Genomic DNA, 15,075 nt, shown 5'->3' with positions numbered 1-15,075 from the left:
CGTTCGATCAGGTTCGGCTGGCTTGCCCGGCTGTGGTGGCTCACGCCGGCTGCTTTGCCGGTTCACGCGCAGCCGGTGCCGGCTGCGCAAGCGGCACCCGACACACCCGCGTCGAGCGGTTTCACGATCCAGGACATCCGCGTCGAGGGCCTGACGCGCATCGAGCCCGGCACGGTGTTCTCGTATCTGCCGTTCAAGATCGGCACCCCCTTCACCGACGACAAGGCTTCGGCCGCGATCCGCGCACTCTACGCAACCGGGTTCTTCAACGACGTGCGGATCGCGACGGAAGGCAACGTCGTGATCGTGAACGTCGCGGAACGCTCGGTGATCGGCACGATCGATTTCACCGGGCTCCACGAGTTCGACCGGGACGCGATCGAAAAGGCGATGAAGGCGGTCGGCCTGGTGTCCGGTCACGCATACGACCCGTCGCTCGTCAGCAAGGCCGAGCAGGAGTTGAAGCGCCAGTACCTGACGCGCGGCTACTACGCGGCCGAAGTGACGACCACCGTGAGCCCGATCGACCGCAACCGCGTGGGCCTGCTGTTCTCCGTCGTCGAAGGGCCGAGCGCGAAGATCCGGCAGGTTGCGTTCATCGGCAATCACGTGTTCAGCGACGCGACGCTGCGCGACGAAATGCAGCTGTCGACGCCGAACTGGTTCTCCTGGTACACGAAGGACGACCTGTATTCGAAGGACAAGCTCGCGACCGATCTCGACGCCGTCCGCGCGTACTACCTCGATCGCGGTTATCTGGAGTTCAACATCGAGTCGACCCAGGTGTCGCTGTCGCCGGACCGCAAGGACATGGACCTGACCATCGCGCTGCACGAAGGCAAGCCGTACACGATCTCGGGCATCCGGCTCGCCGGCGACCTGCTCGGGCGCGAGGCCGAGCTGAACCGGATCATCGCGATCCGTGCCGGCGAGCGCTTCTCCGCGGCGAAACTCAAGGACACGACGCAGGCATTGATCGACAAGCTCGGCGAATACGGCTACGCGTTCGCGACGATCAATACCGTGCCGCAGATCGACCAGCAGCATCACACCGTCGATCTCACGCTGCAGGTCACGCCCGGGCGCCGCGTCTACGTGCGGCACATCGACATTTCCGGCAACACGCGCACGCGCGACGAGGTAATCCGCCGCGAGATGCGCCAGATGGAAGACGCGTGGTTCGATTCGTCGCGGCTCAAGCTGTCGAAGGAACGCATCAACCGGCTCGGCTATTTCACCGACGTGGACGTCACGACGGTGCCGGTCGAAGGCACCGCCGACCAGGTCGACGTGCAGGTGAAGGTGACCGAGAAGCCCACCGGCACGATCTCGCTCGGCCTCGGCTACGGTTCCGGCGAAGGGCCGATCATCTCGGCGGGCGTATCGCAGGACAACGTGTTCGGCAGCGGCCAGACGATCGCCGTCAACGCGAACACCGCGACGACGATGCGCACGCTGAGCGTGTCGCAAACCGATCCGTACTTCACGATCGACGGCGTGAAGCGCATCACCGACGTGTACTACCGGACGACGCAGCCGCTCTACTATTCGAGCACGAACGACACGAGCTTCCGGATCATTTCGTACGGGGTGGACACGAAGTTCGGCATCCCGTTCTCCGAAAGCGACATGGTGTATTTCGGGCTCGGGCTCGAACAGGATCGGCTCGACGTCGATTCGACGACGCCGCAGAGCTATATCGATTACGTGAACACGTTCGGGCGCGTGTCGAACGTCGCGCCGTTCACGATCGGCTGGTCGCGCGACATGCGCGACAGCGCGCTGATCCCCGGGCACGGCTACTTCCTGCAGGCGAACGCGGAGTACGGCACGCCGATCGGCACCGTGTCGTACTACAAGACCGACGTGCAGGCGCAGTACTACCACTCGTTCGCGCGCGGCCTCGTGCTCGGGTTCAATGTCCAGGCCGGCTACGGCAACGGGCTCGGCAGCCAGCCGTACCCGATCTTCAAGAACTACTTCGCGGGCGGCATCGGCTCCGTGCGCGGCTACGAGCCCGGCTCGCTCGGCCCGCGCGACGCGACGACGGGCGACCCGATCGGCGGCTCGAGGATGGTGGTCGGCAACGTCGAGATGACCGTGCCGCTGCCCGGCACCGGCTACGACCGCACGCTGCGCGTGTTCACGTTCGTCGACGGCGGCAACGTCTGGGGCACCGAAGGCAACAGCGTCGGCGCGAACGGGTTGCGGTACAGCTACGGCGTCGGGCTCGAATGGATCTCGCCGATCGGCCCGCTGAAGATCGACTATGCGCTGCCGATCGTCCATCACACCGGCGACCAGTACCAGAAGTTCCAGTTCCAGATTGGCACGTCGTTCTGATTCCGCTCCCGGCCCGCGCCACGCCGCGCGCGGCGGCCTCGTCACCCGCCTGCGCGCCTGGGTGCTCACGGTGCTCGTCGAGGTCGCGCTGTCAGTCGCATTCGGCGCGCCCCGCGATGCCGATGCGCAACTGCAGAGCGCCGCGGCCGACCCGTACCGGATCGGCGACGCATGGGGGTTGCGCATCGCGTCGCAGCTCGTCGAGCATCCGCTCGCACCCGGCCAGGCCGCAACGACGTTCGGGATCGGCGCCGCCGCGACCGGTACCGTCGACCAGGACCTGTCGCTACGCGGGCATGCCGAATTGCGGCGCGACACGTCGGTCGTGAAGGCCGACGCGATCCACTACGACGCGGATACCGACATGATCGACGCATACGGTCATGTGCAGGTCACACACGACGGCAACACGTTCGCCGGCCCCGACGCGCATCTGCAGCTCGACAGCGTCGCGGGCACGATGAGCGCGCCGCACTACCGCTTCAACCTGACGGGCGGCTCGGGCTCCGGCACGCGCGCCGACCTGCTCGACGATGCGCGCGAGGTCGTGTACGACGGCACGTACACGACCTGCCATTGCGCGAACGATCCGGCGTGGTATCTCCGCGCGTCGCGGCTCGATCTCGACAATGCGGCGGGCGTCGGCATCGCGCACGACGGCGTGCTCTACTTCGCAGGCGTGCCGCTGTTCGCGTCGCCGTGGATGTCGTTTCCGCTGAACGATCAACGCAAGACCGGGATCCTGCCGCCCACGTTCGCGATCAGCTCGACGAGCGGCTACGACCTCGCGGTGCCGATCTATTTCAATCTCGCGCCCAACTACGACCTGACCGTCACGCCACGCCTGATGACCAAGCGCGGCGCGATGCTGACGACCGACTACCGCTACCTGGGCGCGACTGACTCCGGCTCGCTGTCGGCCAGCGTGCTGCCCGACGACGCGACGACGCACACCAACCGCTACTCGATCGCGTTCCAGCACCGCGAGAACCTCGGCAACGGCTTCGCCGCGTATGCGAACTACAACCGCGTGTCCGACGCATCGGTGCCGTCGGATTTCTCGAGCGCGAACTCGCTCGTCGTCGGCTCGCAGACGCTGTTCCAGCAGGAAGCGGGCGTCACCTACAACCACGGCCCGTGGTCCGTGCTCGCGCGCGTGCAGAACTGGCAGTCGTTCACGACCACGCCGCCGTACAACCGCGAGCCGGAGCTCGATGCGAAATACACGCGCTACAACGTCGGCGGCTTCGACTTCGGCGCCGACGTGAACGCGACGCGCTTCACGATCCCGACCGCCGATTCGACCGAAGGCAACCGGCTCACGTTCGACACCTTCATCAGCTACCCGATCGTCGCACCGGGCTGGTACGTCACGCCCAAGCTCCAGTGGCACGCCGCGTCATACGACCTCACGTCGATCGGCAGCGACGCGTCGGCCGGCCAGCCGAAGAACTTCACCGTCAACGTGCCGACCGCGAGCCTCGACATGGGCGCGACGTTCGAGCGCGCGGTGCGGCTGTTCGGCATCGATATGATCCAGACGCTCGAGCCGAGGCTGTACTACGTCTATACGCCGTACCGCAACCAGACCTTCGCGCCGGCGTTCGACACCGCGCCGCTCGATTTCGGGCTCGCGGAGATCTTCACGAGCAACCGCTTCGTCGGCGGCGACCGCGTGAGCGACATGAACCGGTTGACGGCCGGCGTCACCACGCGCTTCGTCGATGCGGGCAGCGGCACCGAGCTCGCGCGTTTCGTGCTCGCGCAGGAGTATTACTTTCGCGCATCGCAGGTCACGATGCCGGGCGACACGCCGCCGACGGTCGGCCCGTCCGACGTGATCGCCGGCGCCGCGTTTCATGTCGGCACCGGCCTCGAATGGCAGCAGGCGGTCGAATACAACCAGTCGAGCAACGAGCTGACGCAGGCCACGGCCGGCGTCGACTGGAAGCCGGCCGATGGCAAGGTGATCAATCTCGCCTACCTGTATGCGCGTGCGAACGCGACGCTCGACGACGAGCCGGAGAACCAGGTGTTGCTGTCCGCGCAGTGGCCGCTCACGCATGCGCTGTCGGGCGTCGGCTCGGTCGACTACGATCTCGCCGCGCACCGGCTGGTGAGCGGGCTGCTCGGGTTCCAGTACGCGGCCGACTGCTGGGCCGTGAGCTTCGCGCTGCAGAAGTACACGAACTACAACGGCACGACGTCGCCGACCACCGGCACGCGCGTGCTGGTGCAGTTGCAGCTCAACGGGCTGAGCCGCATCGACAACGGGCTGCTGCAGCAATTCCGCGCGAACGTGCCCGGTTACTCGACGCCGACGCTGCCGGCGCCGACGTCGCGGTTCAGCGACTATCCGTGAGCTGCTTGCTCAGCGCCCACAAGCGCTCGGCTGCGGCGGCGATCGCCCACGGCAATACGCCGTCCAGCGGACGGTAATCGGCCGGCACGGCTTGCACAATGTCGACGTCCTCGCCGCCCATGCCTTGCCGCCGTTGATCCACCTGCGCGCCGCCGACCTCGCTGCGCACACGCTGTCGCACGTGCTGGCGCTGCTGCGGATCGAAGCCGGCGCGCCTACGACGGCTCCGTGTCGAGGAACACATAGAGCGCGGCGATCTTCCCGTCGCGCACGATGATCACGTCGACACCCGTGTATTCGGGTGCTTCGCCGCGCGGGCCGGAGCCCCACGACACGCGGCCGGCGTTGTGCAGCGCCTGCGGCCGGCCATGCGCGGTATAGACGAAATACGGATGCGTCGCACGCAAGTCGCCGGCGAACCTGTCGAGCGCGTCGTGCCCGACGAACGTGCCGGGCGGCACGTAGAGCACGCAGTCGTCGGTATAAAGCGCTTCGATCGCGGCGCGGCGGCGCGCCGCGTCACCTTCGCCGAACACCTCCTGCAGATTGCGTTCGAGCAGTTCGTGGATACGGTCGTTCATCATCGTTCTCCTAATCAAATAGCTTGTGGTCGGATTACCGCGCGAGTGCCAGTGTCTTTTCGACGGCGGTGACGACCGCCGGGCGCGCGGCAATGTCGTCGTACCAGCGCGTCACCGACGGAAAGTGGTCGAGCGTCGCGCCGATCGCCTGATGGCGCCACAGCCAGCCGAAGTGTGCGATGTCCGCGATGCTGTATGCATCGCCCGCTACGTACCGGCCGCGTTCGAGCACGCGATCGAGACCGCCCAGCACCCGCTCCACTTCCTCCAGCGCGCGCGCTTTCGCATCGGGTTCCGGTGCCGCGCCGATCGCTGCCCTGAACGCCTGCAGGAAGGCCGGACTCAATGCGGACGCGTGAAAGAAAAGTTGCTCGAACACCTTGCCGCGCGACAAGCCATCCTGCGGCAGCAATTGCCCGGTTTTCTCGGCGAGGTACACCAGGATCGCCGCCGACTCGCTCAACACGACGTCGCCATCGGCGTGCGCCGCGCGGTCGACGAGCACCGGCACCTTGGCGTCGGGATTCATTGCGCGGAACGCGTCAGTCTTCTGTTCACCGCGGCGCAAGTCGACCGCCACGAGCCGATAGTCGACGCCCATCTCTTCCAGCGCGATCGGCACCTTCACGCTGTTGGGCGTCGCGAATGCGAACACGTCCAGCGTGGCCGTACCGGGATGGCGGCCCGCCGCGACCGCCCGGTTTCCTGCGAATTGGGGTTCCATGATTCATCTCCGTTGAGGTGAGACAAATGTAGGGCGCCGTGCTATTTTTCGAAACAAAAACGATTGCAAACCATCATTGCAAAAATGTCGATATCCCGCCTGCCGGATTTTGAAGGTTTCGCGATGTTCGCGAAGGTCGCCGAAGAAGGCTCGTTCGCTGCCGCGGCAGCAGCGATGGGCGTCTCGGTCGCGACGGTTTCGCGTGCCGTGACGCGCCTCGAGGAACGGCTGGGCGGGCGCCTGTTCAACCGCACATCGCGGCGGCTCGCGCTCACCGACTACGGCCACACGCTGATCGAGCGCGCGGCGAAACTCTATGCCGATGCGGAAGACACCGAGGATTTCGCGCGCGAGACATCGAGCCGGCCGCGCGGCCTCGTCAAGCTGGCCGCACCGCTGTCGTTCGGCGCGCGCTGGGTGGCTCCGCTGCTGCCCGAGTTCTTCGACCTCTATCCGGACATCGCGGTCGACCTGCACCTCACCGATGCGCAATCCGACCTGATCGGCGACGGCTTCGATGCCGCGCTGCGCATCGCGATCCTGGAAGATTCGTCGCTCGTCGCGCGGCTCATTGCACCGGTCCGGCGCTTCGTCGTCGCGTCGCCGGCCTATCTGTCGCGCCGCGGGCGGCCGCGTCATCCGCAGGATCTCGGTGCCCATCCCTGCCTGACGTACGCGAATCGAAGCCAGCGCGACGTGTGGCGCTTCACCCATGCGCGCGGTGACACTTGCGCGGTCACGCCCGGCGGAATGTTGCGCGGCACCAGCGTCGAGGCGCTGTTGCCGACGGTGCTCGCGGGCCTCGCGATTACCGAGCTGCCCGAATTCATCGTGACGCAGTACTTCGCTGGCGGGCAGCTCGAACCGATCCTGACGGACTGGCGCCTGCCCGAAGGCGGCCTGTACTTCGTCACTCCGTCCGCGCGCGCACGGCCGGCCAAGGTCAGCGCGCTGGCCGATTTCTTCGTCGCGAAGCTGACCGCGGCCGACTGGCGTTTGCCGGCAGCGTAAGCGCGCGCATGCGCGTTCTCGCGTACCTGCCTCGCGTCATTCGCGATCGACGCATGGCCGCTGCCGCCGTGCGGTGTCCCCGCGCACGGCAAGCTCACACGTCCCTGATTCGGCACGACAGCCGCCATTCCTTCCGTGTCGTTTACAACCGGGTTCCAGGCGCATGACCGATAGCCGGCTGCGCCCGTTTCTCTAAACTGGCTCTCACAACAATCTTGCCCGGTGTCGCCCGCAGCGCGCGTCACTTCACCGACATCGAGGCCCCCGAGACATCCGCCTTCGCTGACCATCGGCCCGCACGACTCCACTGCATTCCAGCCCGGCCGGCTGCCAAGGCAATTCCAGGAGAGTTCATTGAGCCCGTCGCAAGCGCACCCCGCGAAAGCCCGGTCTTCGCGCCAGTCCGTGAAGCTGGATGACATCACGATCGTCGACCCCGCCGTCCTCAAGCGCGCGGTCGGCGCAATGGCGTTCGGCAACGCGATGGAATGGTTCGACTTCGGCGTCTACAGCTACATCGCCGTCACGCTCGGCAAGGTGTTCTTCCCGTCCAGCAGCCCGTCCGCGCAGTTGCTCGCCACCTTCGGCACGTTCGCGGCCGCGTTCCTCGTGCGCCCGCTCGGCGGCATGGTGTTCGGCCCGCTCGGCGACCGCATCGGCCGCCAGCGCGTGCTCGCCGCGACGATGATCATGATGGCCGTCGGCACCTTCGCGATCGGCCTGATTCCTAGCTACGCGTCGATCGGCATCATGGCGCCCGTGCTGCTGCTCGTCGCCCGCCTCGTGCAGGGCTTCTCGACCGGCGGCGAGTACGGCGGCGCCGCCACCTTCATCGCCGAATTCTCGACCGACAGGCGCCGCGGCTTCATGGGCAGCTTCCTCGAATTCGGCACGTTGATCGGCTATACGCTCGGCGCGGCCACCGTCGCACTGCTCACGGCGACGCTGTCGCAGGAAGCACTGCTGTCGTGGGGCTGGCGCGTGCCGTTCTTCATCGCCGGCCCGCTCGGCCTCGTGGGCCTCTATATCCGCCTGAAACTCGAGGAAACGCCCGCCTTCAAGAAGGAGGCCGAAACACGCGAAGCGGATGAACGCGCGCGGCCGAAGCAACGCTTCGCGACGCTGCTCGTCGAACAATGGAAGCCGCTGCTGCAATGCGTCGGCCTCGTGCTGATCTTCAACGTGACCGACTACATGGCGCTGTCGTACCTGCCGAGCTACCTGTCGGCGACGCTGCACTTCCGCGAATCGCACGGCCTGTTCCTGGTGCTGCTCGTGATGGTGCTGATGATGCCGATGACGCTCTACGCCGGGCATCTGTCGGACAAGGTCGGCCGCAAGCCGGTGATGATGGCCGGCTGCGTGGGCCTGCTCGTGCTGGCGGTGCCGGCGCTGATGCTGATCCGCACCGGCGGCATGCTGCCCGTGTTCGGCGGGATGCTGATCTACGGCACATTGCTGTCGACCTTCACCGGCGTGATGCCGTCTGCGCTGCCCGCGCTGTTTCCCACGCGCATTCGCTACGGCGCGCTCGCGATCGGCTTCAACGTGTCGGTGTCGCTGTTCGGCGGCACGACGCCGCTCGTCACCGCGTGGCTGGTCGATCGCACCGGCGACCTGATGATGCCCGCGTACTACCTGATGGGCGCATCGTTCATCGGCATCGTGTCGGTACTCGCGCTGCGCGAAACGGCACGCCAGCCGCTACCCGGCTCCGCGCCGTGCGTGGCGAGCCGCGCGGAGGCGCTGAGCCTCGTGCGTGGCGGTACCGACGAAGCCCGTGTACCGGGCAGGAAGTTCACGCCGGTCGGCGAGCGCGCCTGACGCGATCCGGCATGACGCGACGCCGCGCGGCCCGCGCCGGTGTCGCCGCCCACTCGTTCGTCAGTTCGGCGACAGCTGCCGCGCGTCGAACCCGTCGAGCAGCGCACGCGCTCAGAACACCGCGTGCCCGCTGATCACGCTCGGCAGCCACGTCGAGAAGAACGGCAGGTAAGTGACGATGTTGATCGCACTGAAGATCGCGAGGTAATACGGCCACGCCATCTTCGTGGTCTCGCCGATCGACACGTTGCCGATCGCGCAGCCGACGAACTGCACCGAGCCGATCGGCGGATGCACGAGGCCGAGCGAGCAGTTCAGCAGCAGCATGATCCCGAACTGCACCGGCCCGACGCCGCACGCCATCGCGATCGGCAGGAACAGCGGCGTCGTGATCAGGATGTGCGCGGCCATGTCGACGAACGTGCCGAGGAACACCTGGATGATGTTGATGTACAGCAGCATCAGCCAGGGCGCTGCGGTCGACTGCTTCAGCAGCCCTTCGATCGCATCCGGAATCTCCAGATACGACATCTGGAAGCGCAGCATGTTGGACACCGCGATCAGCAGCAGCACGACACCTGTCGTACGCGCCGCATGCGACAGCGCGCGGCGCAGCTTCTCGGCCGTCAGCGTCCGGTAGACCACCGCGGTCAGCACGAGCGAGTACACGACGGCGATCGCGGCGGCTTCGGTCGCGGTCGCAATCCCCTTCGCGACGCACACGAGGATGATCGCGATCACCATCAGGCCCGGCACCGCGCCGACGAAGCTGCGCAGCACCGCATACCAGCCGGGGAACGCGGGCAGCGCGGACGAACCGTCTTCACGGCGCGGATAGCCGTGGCGCACTGCCTGCCAGTACGCGGCGGCGAGCACGAAGCCCATCACCCACAACACCGGCAGCAGCCCCGAGAACAGCAGGTCGCCGATCGACACGCCGCTCACCGGCTGGCCGTGCAGCATCCCGGTGATGCCCTGCGCGGCGAACGCGTAGATGATCATGTTGGTCGACGTCGGCATCAGCGCGCCGGCGAGCGACGCATGCGTCGTCACGTTGACCGCGTACGCGGCGCTGTAGCCTTCGCGCTTCATCAGCGGAATCACCACGCCGCCCATCGCCGACGTATCGGCGGTCGGCGAGCCCGACACGCCGCCGAACAGCGTACACGCGACGACGTTCGCCATCCCGAGGCCACCGCGGAAGTGGCCGACGGTCGCCTGCGCGAAGCGCAGGATCCGGTCCGCGATGCCGCCGTGCAGCATCAGTTCGCCGGAGAAGATGAAGAACGGCACCGCGAGGAACGAGAACGCATTCATCCCCGAGATCATGGCCTGCATCGCGGTCGCGATCGGCAAGCCTTCGACCATATAGGTCAGCACGCAGGCGATGCCGAGCGCGAACGACACGGGCACGCCCAGCACGAGGAAAATCAGAAAACTGACGGACAGGATCGCGAGTTCCATGGCGTTATTGTCCCGGCGAAGAACGACGAAGCGCGAGCAGGTGCTCGAGCGAGAAGAGAATGATGGCGACCGCCGCGGGCATCGCGATCAGGTAGCGCACGCCTTCGGGCAGCCCGATGATCGGAATGCGGTCGCCCATCGTCTCGGCGGCCATGCTGCCGCAGCCGGCCATGATCATGATCGCGAACGCGATCAGGCTCAGGTGCTGGATTGCGATCACCACCGTGCGCGATTTCGGCGGCAGCCGGCGGACGAGCGAGTCGAGGCCGATATGGCCGCCGTCGCGCACCTTCATCGCCGCGCCGAACATCGCGATCACGATCACGAGCAGCAGCGCGATCGGCTCGACGAAATCCGGTGCATTCTCGAACACGTAGCGCATCACGACCGCGTAGAACACCAGCACCGTGAGCACCGCGAGACACGCCGACGCGATCACGGCCAGCACGCGGAACAACACGTCGTTCACGCAGCGCAGGAACGGCGCGGCATGCGGCCGCGCCGGCGCCGCGCCGTCCGGGGCGGCGGCCGACGAACCCGCGGCCGCCGCGCTGTTCAGGGAAGTGCGACGCGTCACTTGGTGGCCTCGATCTCGTCGACGATCTGCTTCATCTGCGGCGTCTTTTCATACTTGGTCCACAGCGGCTGCATCGCCTTCACGAACGCCGCGCGGTCGATCTGCGCGGCCGGCAGGATCTTCGCGCCGCCCTTCGTCACCATCTGCTGCGCGGATGCCTCGCGCGCGGTCCACAGCTTCTGGTAGTACGGCACCGAATCGGCCGCGGCCTTCCTGATCGCGGCCTGCTCCTGCGGCGACAGCGTGTCCCAGATCTTCTTCGAGAACACCAGCACTTCCGGCGTCATCGCGTGCTGCGTCTCCGAGTAGTCGGGCGCCACTTCGTAGTGCTTGGTTTCCTCGTACGAAGGCATGTTGTTTTCCGCCGCGTCGACGAGGCCCGTCTTCAGGCCCGTGTACACCTCGGCGAACGGCATCGGCGTCGGCGTGCCGCCCATCGCCTTGATCTCGTCGACCATCAGGTCCGACGGTTGCACGCGTACCTTCAGCCCCTTCATGTCGGCCGGCGAGCGCACCGGGCGCTTCGCGTAGATCGAGCGCGCGCCGCTCTCGTAGAACGTCAGCGCGATCATCCCCTTCGCGGTGAACGCGTCGAGGATCTTCTGGCCGGCCGGGCCGTACATCGCCTTGCGGAAATGATCGACGTCGCGGAACAGGAACGGAAACGACGGGATCAGCGATTCCGGCACGATCTCGTTGAACGACGCGCCGTTCACGCGCGCCATGTCGATCGCGCCGATCCGCACCTGGTCGACCGTGTCCTTCTCCGAGCCGAGCGCGCTGTTGCCGAACACCTTGATCGAATCCTTGCCGCCCGTCTGCTTCGACAGTTCGTCGCCCATGAACTTCACGGCCATGTTGGTCGGGAAGTTGTCGCCATGCACGTCCGCCGAGCGGAACACGCGCGCCTGGGCGGACATCGCGAAGCCGGCCAGCAGCGCGACGGCCAGAACGGTACGGGAGCCGGTGAATCGGTGCTTCATGGTGAGTCTCCTTGATGGTCGATCGTTGTTGTGTGGCGATCCGTCGGCAGGCACATGCGTCGGCGAGACGCTCCGCTGAATCGCAGAGTCATACGTCGTATGACGTGTTGACGCGAATGTACGTCGGTTAATCGTTTAACTCACTTGGTGCATACCCGTAGAGCCGCTGTCACGAAGGGTTTTGAGCAAATTTCGGGGAATCGTGTTCTCTGTTTAGGCGAATTTATGCGAAACGTTTTCCGGAAACGGGTTCGCATTCAAGCCGGGTAGCCGCTCGCCCGCCTCCGCCGATACTGGGAATCAATCTTTCGCGTCGCTTTCGCATGTTGTAGGATGACCGACTTCCGTGGCAGCACGGCAGCACGGCAGCACGGCAGCACGGCAGCACGGCAGCACGGCAGCACGGTGGCACGGTGGCGCGGTGGCACGGAGGCGCGATGCCACGAGCACGCGCCGGCCGCGCACCGCGTTCGGCGCCAACCAGGAAGGAACAACAGGGAATTCGTGCAACGGCAGGCGCAGGCACCGGCGCCTGCCGCGCCGTCACGTCTGCATGACCAGCGACGTCAGTTGCGCCGCACGCGCCACGGCCGTTTTCGCATAGATCGATTTGATCTGCGTGCGGATCGTGCCGATCGACACGCCGCGCAACCCGGCGCATTCCTGCGGCGACAGCCCGTCGCAGCACAGCAGCACGGCGAGATCGGCCTCGGCCGATGACAGCCCGTAGAACACCCGCAGCCGTTGCGCGCGGGCCGACGGCGAACGCAGGTCGGCGGCCGTCATCAGCGTCGCGACGCCCGGCCGCTCGCGCATCAGGCGCGACTGCTCGGGCACCGGCATCAGCGCCAGCGGCAACGGTTCACCCGTTGCGCGCCGCAACAACAGCCCGCCGCGCGCATACGCGTGCCGCCATTGCGCATCGTCGACGCAGCCTTCCGGCGCGAAACGCCCGTTCACGACCCGCAACGCCGGCTCCGCCGCGATCAGTTGATCGGCCGCGCGGTTCGTATAGCGCAGTTCGCGCTGCGCGCCGAGCAGGAAGACCGGCACCGGAATCGCATCGAGCGCCGATTCGGCGGCGGCCACGCGCGCTTCGAGCTCGCCGATACGCGCCTGGATCTGCAGCGCGCGGCTGATATGCATCCCCATGGTTTCGATCGCGTGGCGCTGATCGTCGGAAAGCCCCTGCGATTCAGGCCCGCTCTGCACGCTAAGGAATGCGCCGGAGCCCTCGCTGCGATGAATGTACAGGCCCGAGATGCTGCCGAGCCCGTAAGGGTGAAGGAACTCCTGATAGAACTCGCTGTGTGCGCGCTGGTGCGCGGACAGGTGCTTGACGTCCTCGAACCAGCGGCCCGCCGGCCAGTTGCCGGCGACCGGCACGACCGGGTCGTACAGATAGAACTCCGTGTTGTACGTGTGATAACACGCAGCGACCCATGACGCGTCGTCGCCCGCCGCCTGCTCGATCGCCGGCACCCGCGCGGCGGCGTCGAACGACAGCAGCGTGACCATGCGCACGCCGACCCACGATCGCAGCCCGTCCAGCACCGTTTCCCACCGTTGATCGCCCAGTGCCGCAGCGTAGACGTCATCGATCCATGCCGATGGAATCAACCCGTTCATTTGCATCTGGCCACCCCGCGCCGTGCGTTTTTGTCGAACGTCTTCTGCGCATCTTAGTCAATCGGCGCCATCGTTTGAATCACTCGTTTGCGTTTGATCGAAATACGACGTTTGTTACCGCTTATCGTCAGACGTAATGGCCGTTTTTCCGGTTTTGCAGCCCAATTGAATCCGGCGCGCACAGTGCGGCCCGCTTTTCATCCGGATCGCGGTATGCCATGATGCGGCGCATGACGATTCGAAACACCACGCCCTCGCTGCACCATCACCACGGTCGCCCTCCATTGCGCCGTGGCTCGTTTCGTATCTAGCAATTGCATCGGGTAAATGCCCGATCAAGACGACAACCAAGGCGCCCCCGGCGCCTTTTTTGTTTTTTGCCGCCTTAAAAACCTGCTGCGCCTATCAATCGATACCGTAAGGAGTGTTTTCAATGCAACAGCCCTGGAAAGAAGTCGCCTTGTCGGATTTACCGCTGCGCGAGGACCTCAAGTCGCAGCACGCGTACGGGGCGCCGCAGCTCGACGTGCCCGTCTGCCTGAACGTCAACGAGAATCCCTATCCGCCGTCGCCCGCGCTCGTCGAGCGCATCGCGACCGCGGTGGCCGACGCCGCGCGCACGGCGAACCGCTATCCCGATCGCGACTTTGCCGAGCTGCGATCGCATCTGGCTGCATATCTGACGCACGACACCGGCGTGACGGTCGACGCATCGAGCGTCTGGGCGGCCAATGGCTCGAATGAAGTGATCCAGCAGATCCTGCAGGCATTCGGCGGCCCGGGGCGATCGGCGCTGGCCTTTACGCCCGCCTATCCCATGTATGACGAATACTGCCGCACGACTTTCACGCGCCTGCATACGTTGCCCCGCACCGAGGATTTCGCGCTGGATCTCGATCAGGCGCTCGACAGTATCCGCACGCACCAGCCGAGCGTGGTGCTGCTGACGTCGCCGAACAACCCGACCGGAACCGCGCTGCCGGTCGGCGATATCCGCGCCATCCTCGACGTCGCGCCGGGCGTGGTCGTCGTCGACGAAGCCTATGCCGAGTTCCGGCGCCACGGCGTCCCCAGCGCGGTGGCGCTGCTGCCGGACCATCCTCGGCTCATCGTGACCCGCACGTTGAGCAAGGCGTTCAAGTTCGCGGGCGGCCGCGTCGGATATTGCGCGTGCGCGCCCGCGATCGTGCAAGCGCTGAAGCTGGTTCGATTGCCCTACCACCTGTCCGCCTTTACCCAGGCGGCGGCCTGCGCGGCGCTGGTGGCGCGTGACGAGATGCTGTCGCAAGTCGAGGCGATCAAGGCCGAGCGCGATGCGACCGTCGGCTGGCTGCGTGGCCTGGGCCTCACGGTGGCCGATTCCGATGCCAATTTCGTGATGTTCGGCGAGTTTGCGGACCGGCACCGGATCTGGAGCGGCCTCCTGCGCCATGGCGTCCTGATTCGCGAATCAGGCCCGCCGGCGTATCTTCGCGTGTCCATCGGTACCGCCGCGGAGATGGCAGCATTCCGTGCGGCCCTGCTTGACGTGATGGCGCTCGCATGAGCGACCGGCCATCCGGTCGACGACGCGATGG

12 protein-coding genes are annotated in these 15,075 nt (G+C 66.2%); 5 read left to right on the top strand and 7 right to left on the bottom strand.

What is annotated here, in order from left to right; genetic code table 11:
• The first annotated feature begins 75 nt into the window (after positions 1 to 75).
• Together bamA and ACPTTF_RS34490 are read left to right on the top strand one after the other, a co-directional pair.
• Complete coding sequence (bamA, locus tag ACPTTF_RS34495; RefSeq protein WP_423372612.1) at positions 76 to 2,343, top strand: outer membrane protein assembly factor BamA; 2,268 nt, start codon at positions 76 to 78, stop codon at positions 2,341 to 2,343.
• A complete protein-coding gene (locus ACPTTF_RS34490) occupies positions 2,327 to 4,705 on the top strand; it encodes an LPS-assembly protein LptD (RefSeq protein ID WP_423372087.1) in 2,379 nt (792 codons plus the stop codon). The genes bamA and ACPTTF_RS34490 overlap by 17 nt, the downstream gene beginning before the upstream one ends.
• Here ACPTTF_RS34490 and ACPTTF_RS34485 read toward each other — a convergent pair.
• The 3 genes from ACPTTF_RS34485 to ACPTTF_RS34475 are packed head-to-tail and all read right to left on the bottom strand — an operon-like array spanning position 4,689 to position 6,010.
• Complete coding sequence (locus tag ACPTTF_RS34485; RefSeq protein ID WP_423391201.1) at positions 4,689 to 4,874, bottom strand: hypothetical protein; 186 nt, start codon at positions 4,872 to 4,874, stop codon at positions 4,689 to 4,691. The two genes, ACPTTF_RS34490 and ACPTTF_RS34485, sit on opposite strands and share 17 nt — an antisense overlap.
• 46 nt (positions 4,875 to 4,920) lie before the next feature.
• Complete coding sequence (locus ACPTTF_RS34480; protein ID WP_423372085.1) at positions 4,921 to 5,286, bottom strand: nuclear transport factor 2 family protein; 366 nt, start codon at positions 5,284 to 5,286, stop codon at positions 4,921 to 4,923.
• Between the two features lie 34 nt (positions 5,287 to 5,320).
• A complete protein-coding gene (locus tag ACPTTF_RS34475) occupies positions 5,321 to 6,010 on the bottom strand; it encodes a glutathione S-transferase family protein (protein ID WP_423372084.1) in 690 nt (229 codons plus the stop codon).
• Positions 6,011 to 6,100: 90 nt separating this feature from the next.
• Here ACPTTF_RS34475 and ACPTTF_RS34470 point away from each other — a divergent pair, with 90 nt between their 5' ends.
• Both ACPTTF_RS34470 and proP read left to right on the top strand, forming a co-directional pair.
• Entirely contained in the window at positions 6,101 to 7,021 is a 921-nt protein-coding gene (locus ACPTTF_RS34470) for a LysR substrate-binding domain-containing protein (RefSeq protein WP_423372611.1), read from the top strand.
• 354 nt (positions 7,022 to 7,375) lie between these two features.
• Positions 7,376 to 8,845 (top strand): glycine betaine/L-proline transporter ProP, encoded by a 1,470-nt coding sequence (gene proP / locus ACPTTF_RS34465; protein ID WP_423372083.1) that lies wholly within the window; start codon positions 7,376 to 7,378, stop codon positions 8,843 to 8,845.
• A 111-nt stretch (positions 8,846 to 8,956) separates the two neighbouring features.
• Here proP and ACPTTF_RS34460 read toward each other — a convergent pair whose 3' ends face one another.
• From ACPTTF_RS34460 to ACPTTF_RS34445, 4 genes are all read right to left on the bottom strand, one after another.
• Positions 8,957 to 10,309 (bottom strand): TRAP transporter large permease, encoded by a 1,353-nt coding sequence (locus ACPTTF_RS34460; protein WP_039347791.1) that lies wholly within the window; start codon positions 10,307 to 10,309, stop codon positions 8,957 to 8,959.
• 4 nt (positions 10,310 to 10,313) lie between these two features.
• Positions 10,314 to 10,886, bottom strand: coding sequence for a TRAP transporter small permease (locus ACPTTF_RS34455; RefSeq protein ID WP_423372082.1), 573 nt, complete (start codon positions 10,884 to 10,886; stop codon positions 10,314 to 10,316).
• Positions 10,883 to 11,869: a TRAP transporter substrate-binding protein gene (locus ACPTTF_RS34450; RefSeq protein WP_166958496.1), complete on the bottom strand. Its 987-nt coding sequence runs from the start codon at positions 11,867 to 11,869 to the stop codon at positions 10,883 to 10,885. Before ACPTTF_RS34450 ends, ACPTTF_RS34455 begins: the two co-directional genes overlap by 4 nt.
• Before the next feature lie 543 nt (positions 11,870 to 12,412).
• Complete coding sequence (locus ACPTTF_RS34445) at positions 12,413 to 13,504, bottom strand: helix-turn-helix transcriptional regulator (RefSeq protein ID WP_423372081.1); 1,092 nt, start codon at positions 13,502 to 13,504, stop codon at positions 12,413 to 12,415.
• Between the two features lie 427 nt (positions 13,505 to 13,931).
• On the opposite strand from ACPTTF_RS34445, the gene ACPTTF_RS34440 reads away from it, so the two are divergent.
• Positions 13,932 to 15,044, top strand: a complete 1,113-nt coding sequence (locus ACPTTF_RS34440; RefSeq protein ID WP_423372080.1) for a histidinol-phosphate transaminase — start codon at positions 13,932 to 13,934, stop codon at positions 15,042 to 15,044.
• Positions 15,045 to 15,075 lie beyond the last annotated feature (31 nt).

It is taken from the genome of Burkholderia crassaminum, from assembly GCF_964265005.1.
GTDB lineage: Bacteria > Pseudomonadota > Gammaproteobacteria > Burkholderiales > Burkholderiaceae > Burkholderia.
The sequence above is the reverse complement of the archived record's forward strand: the minus strand, read 5'-3'. Positions and strand labels throughout refer to the sequence as shown.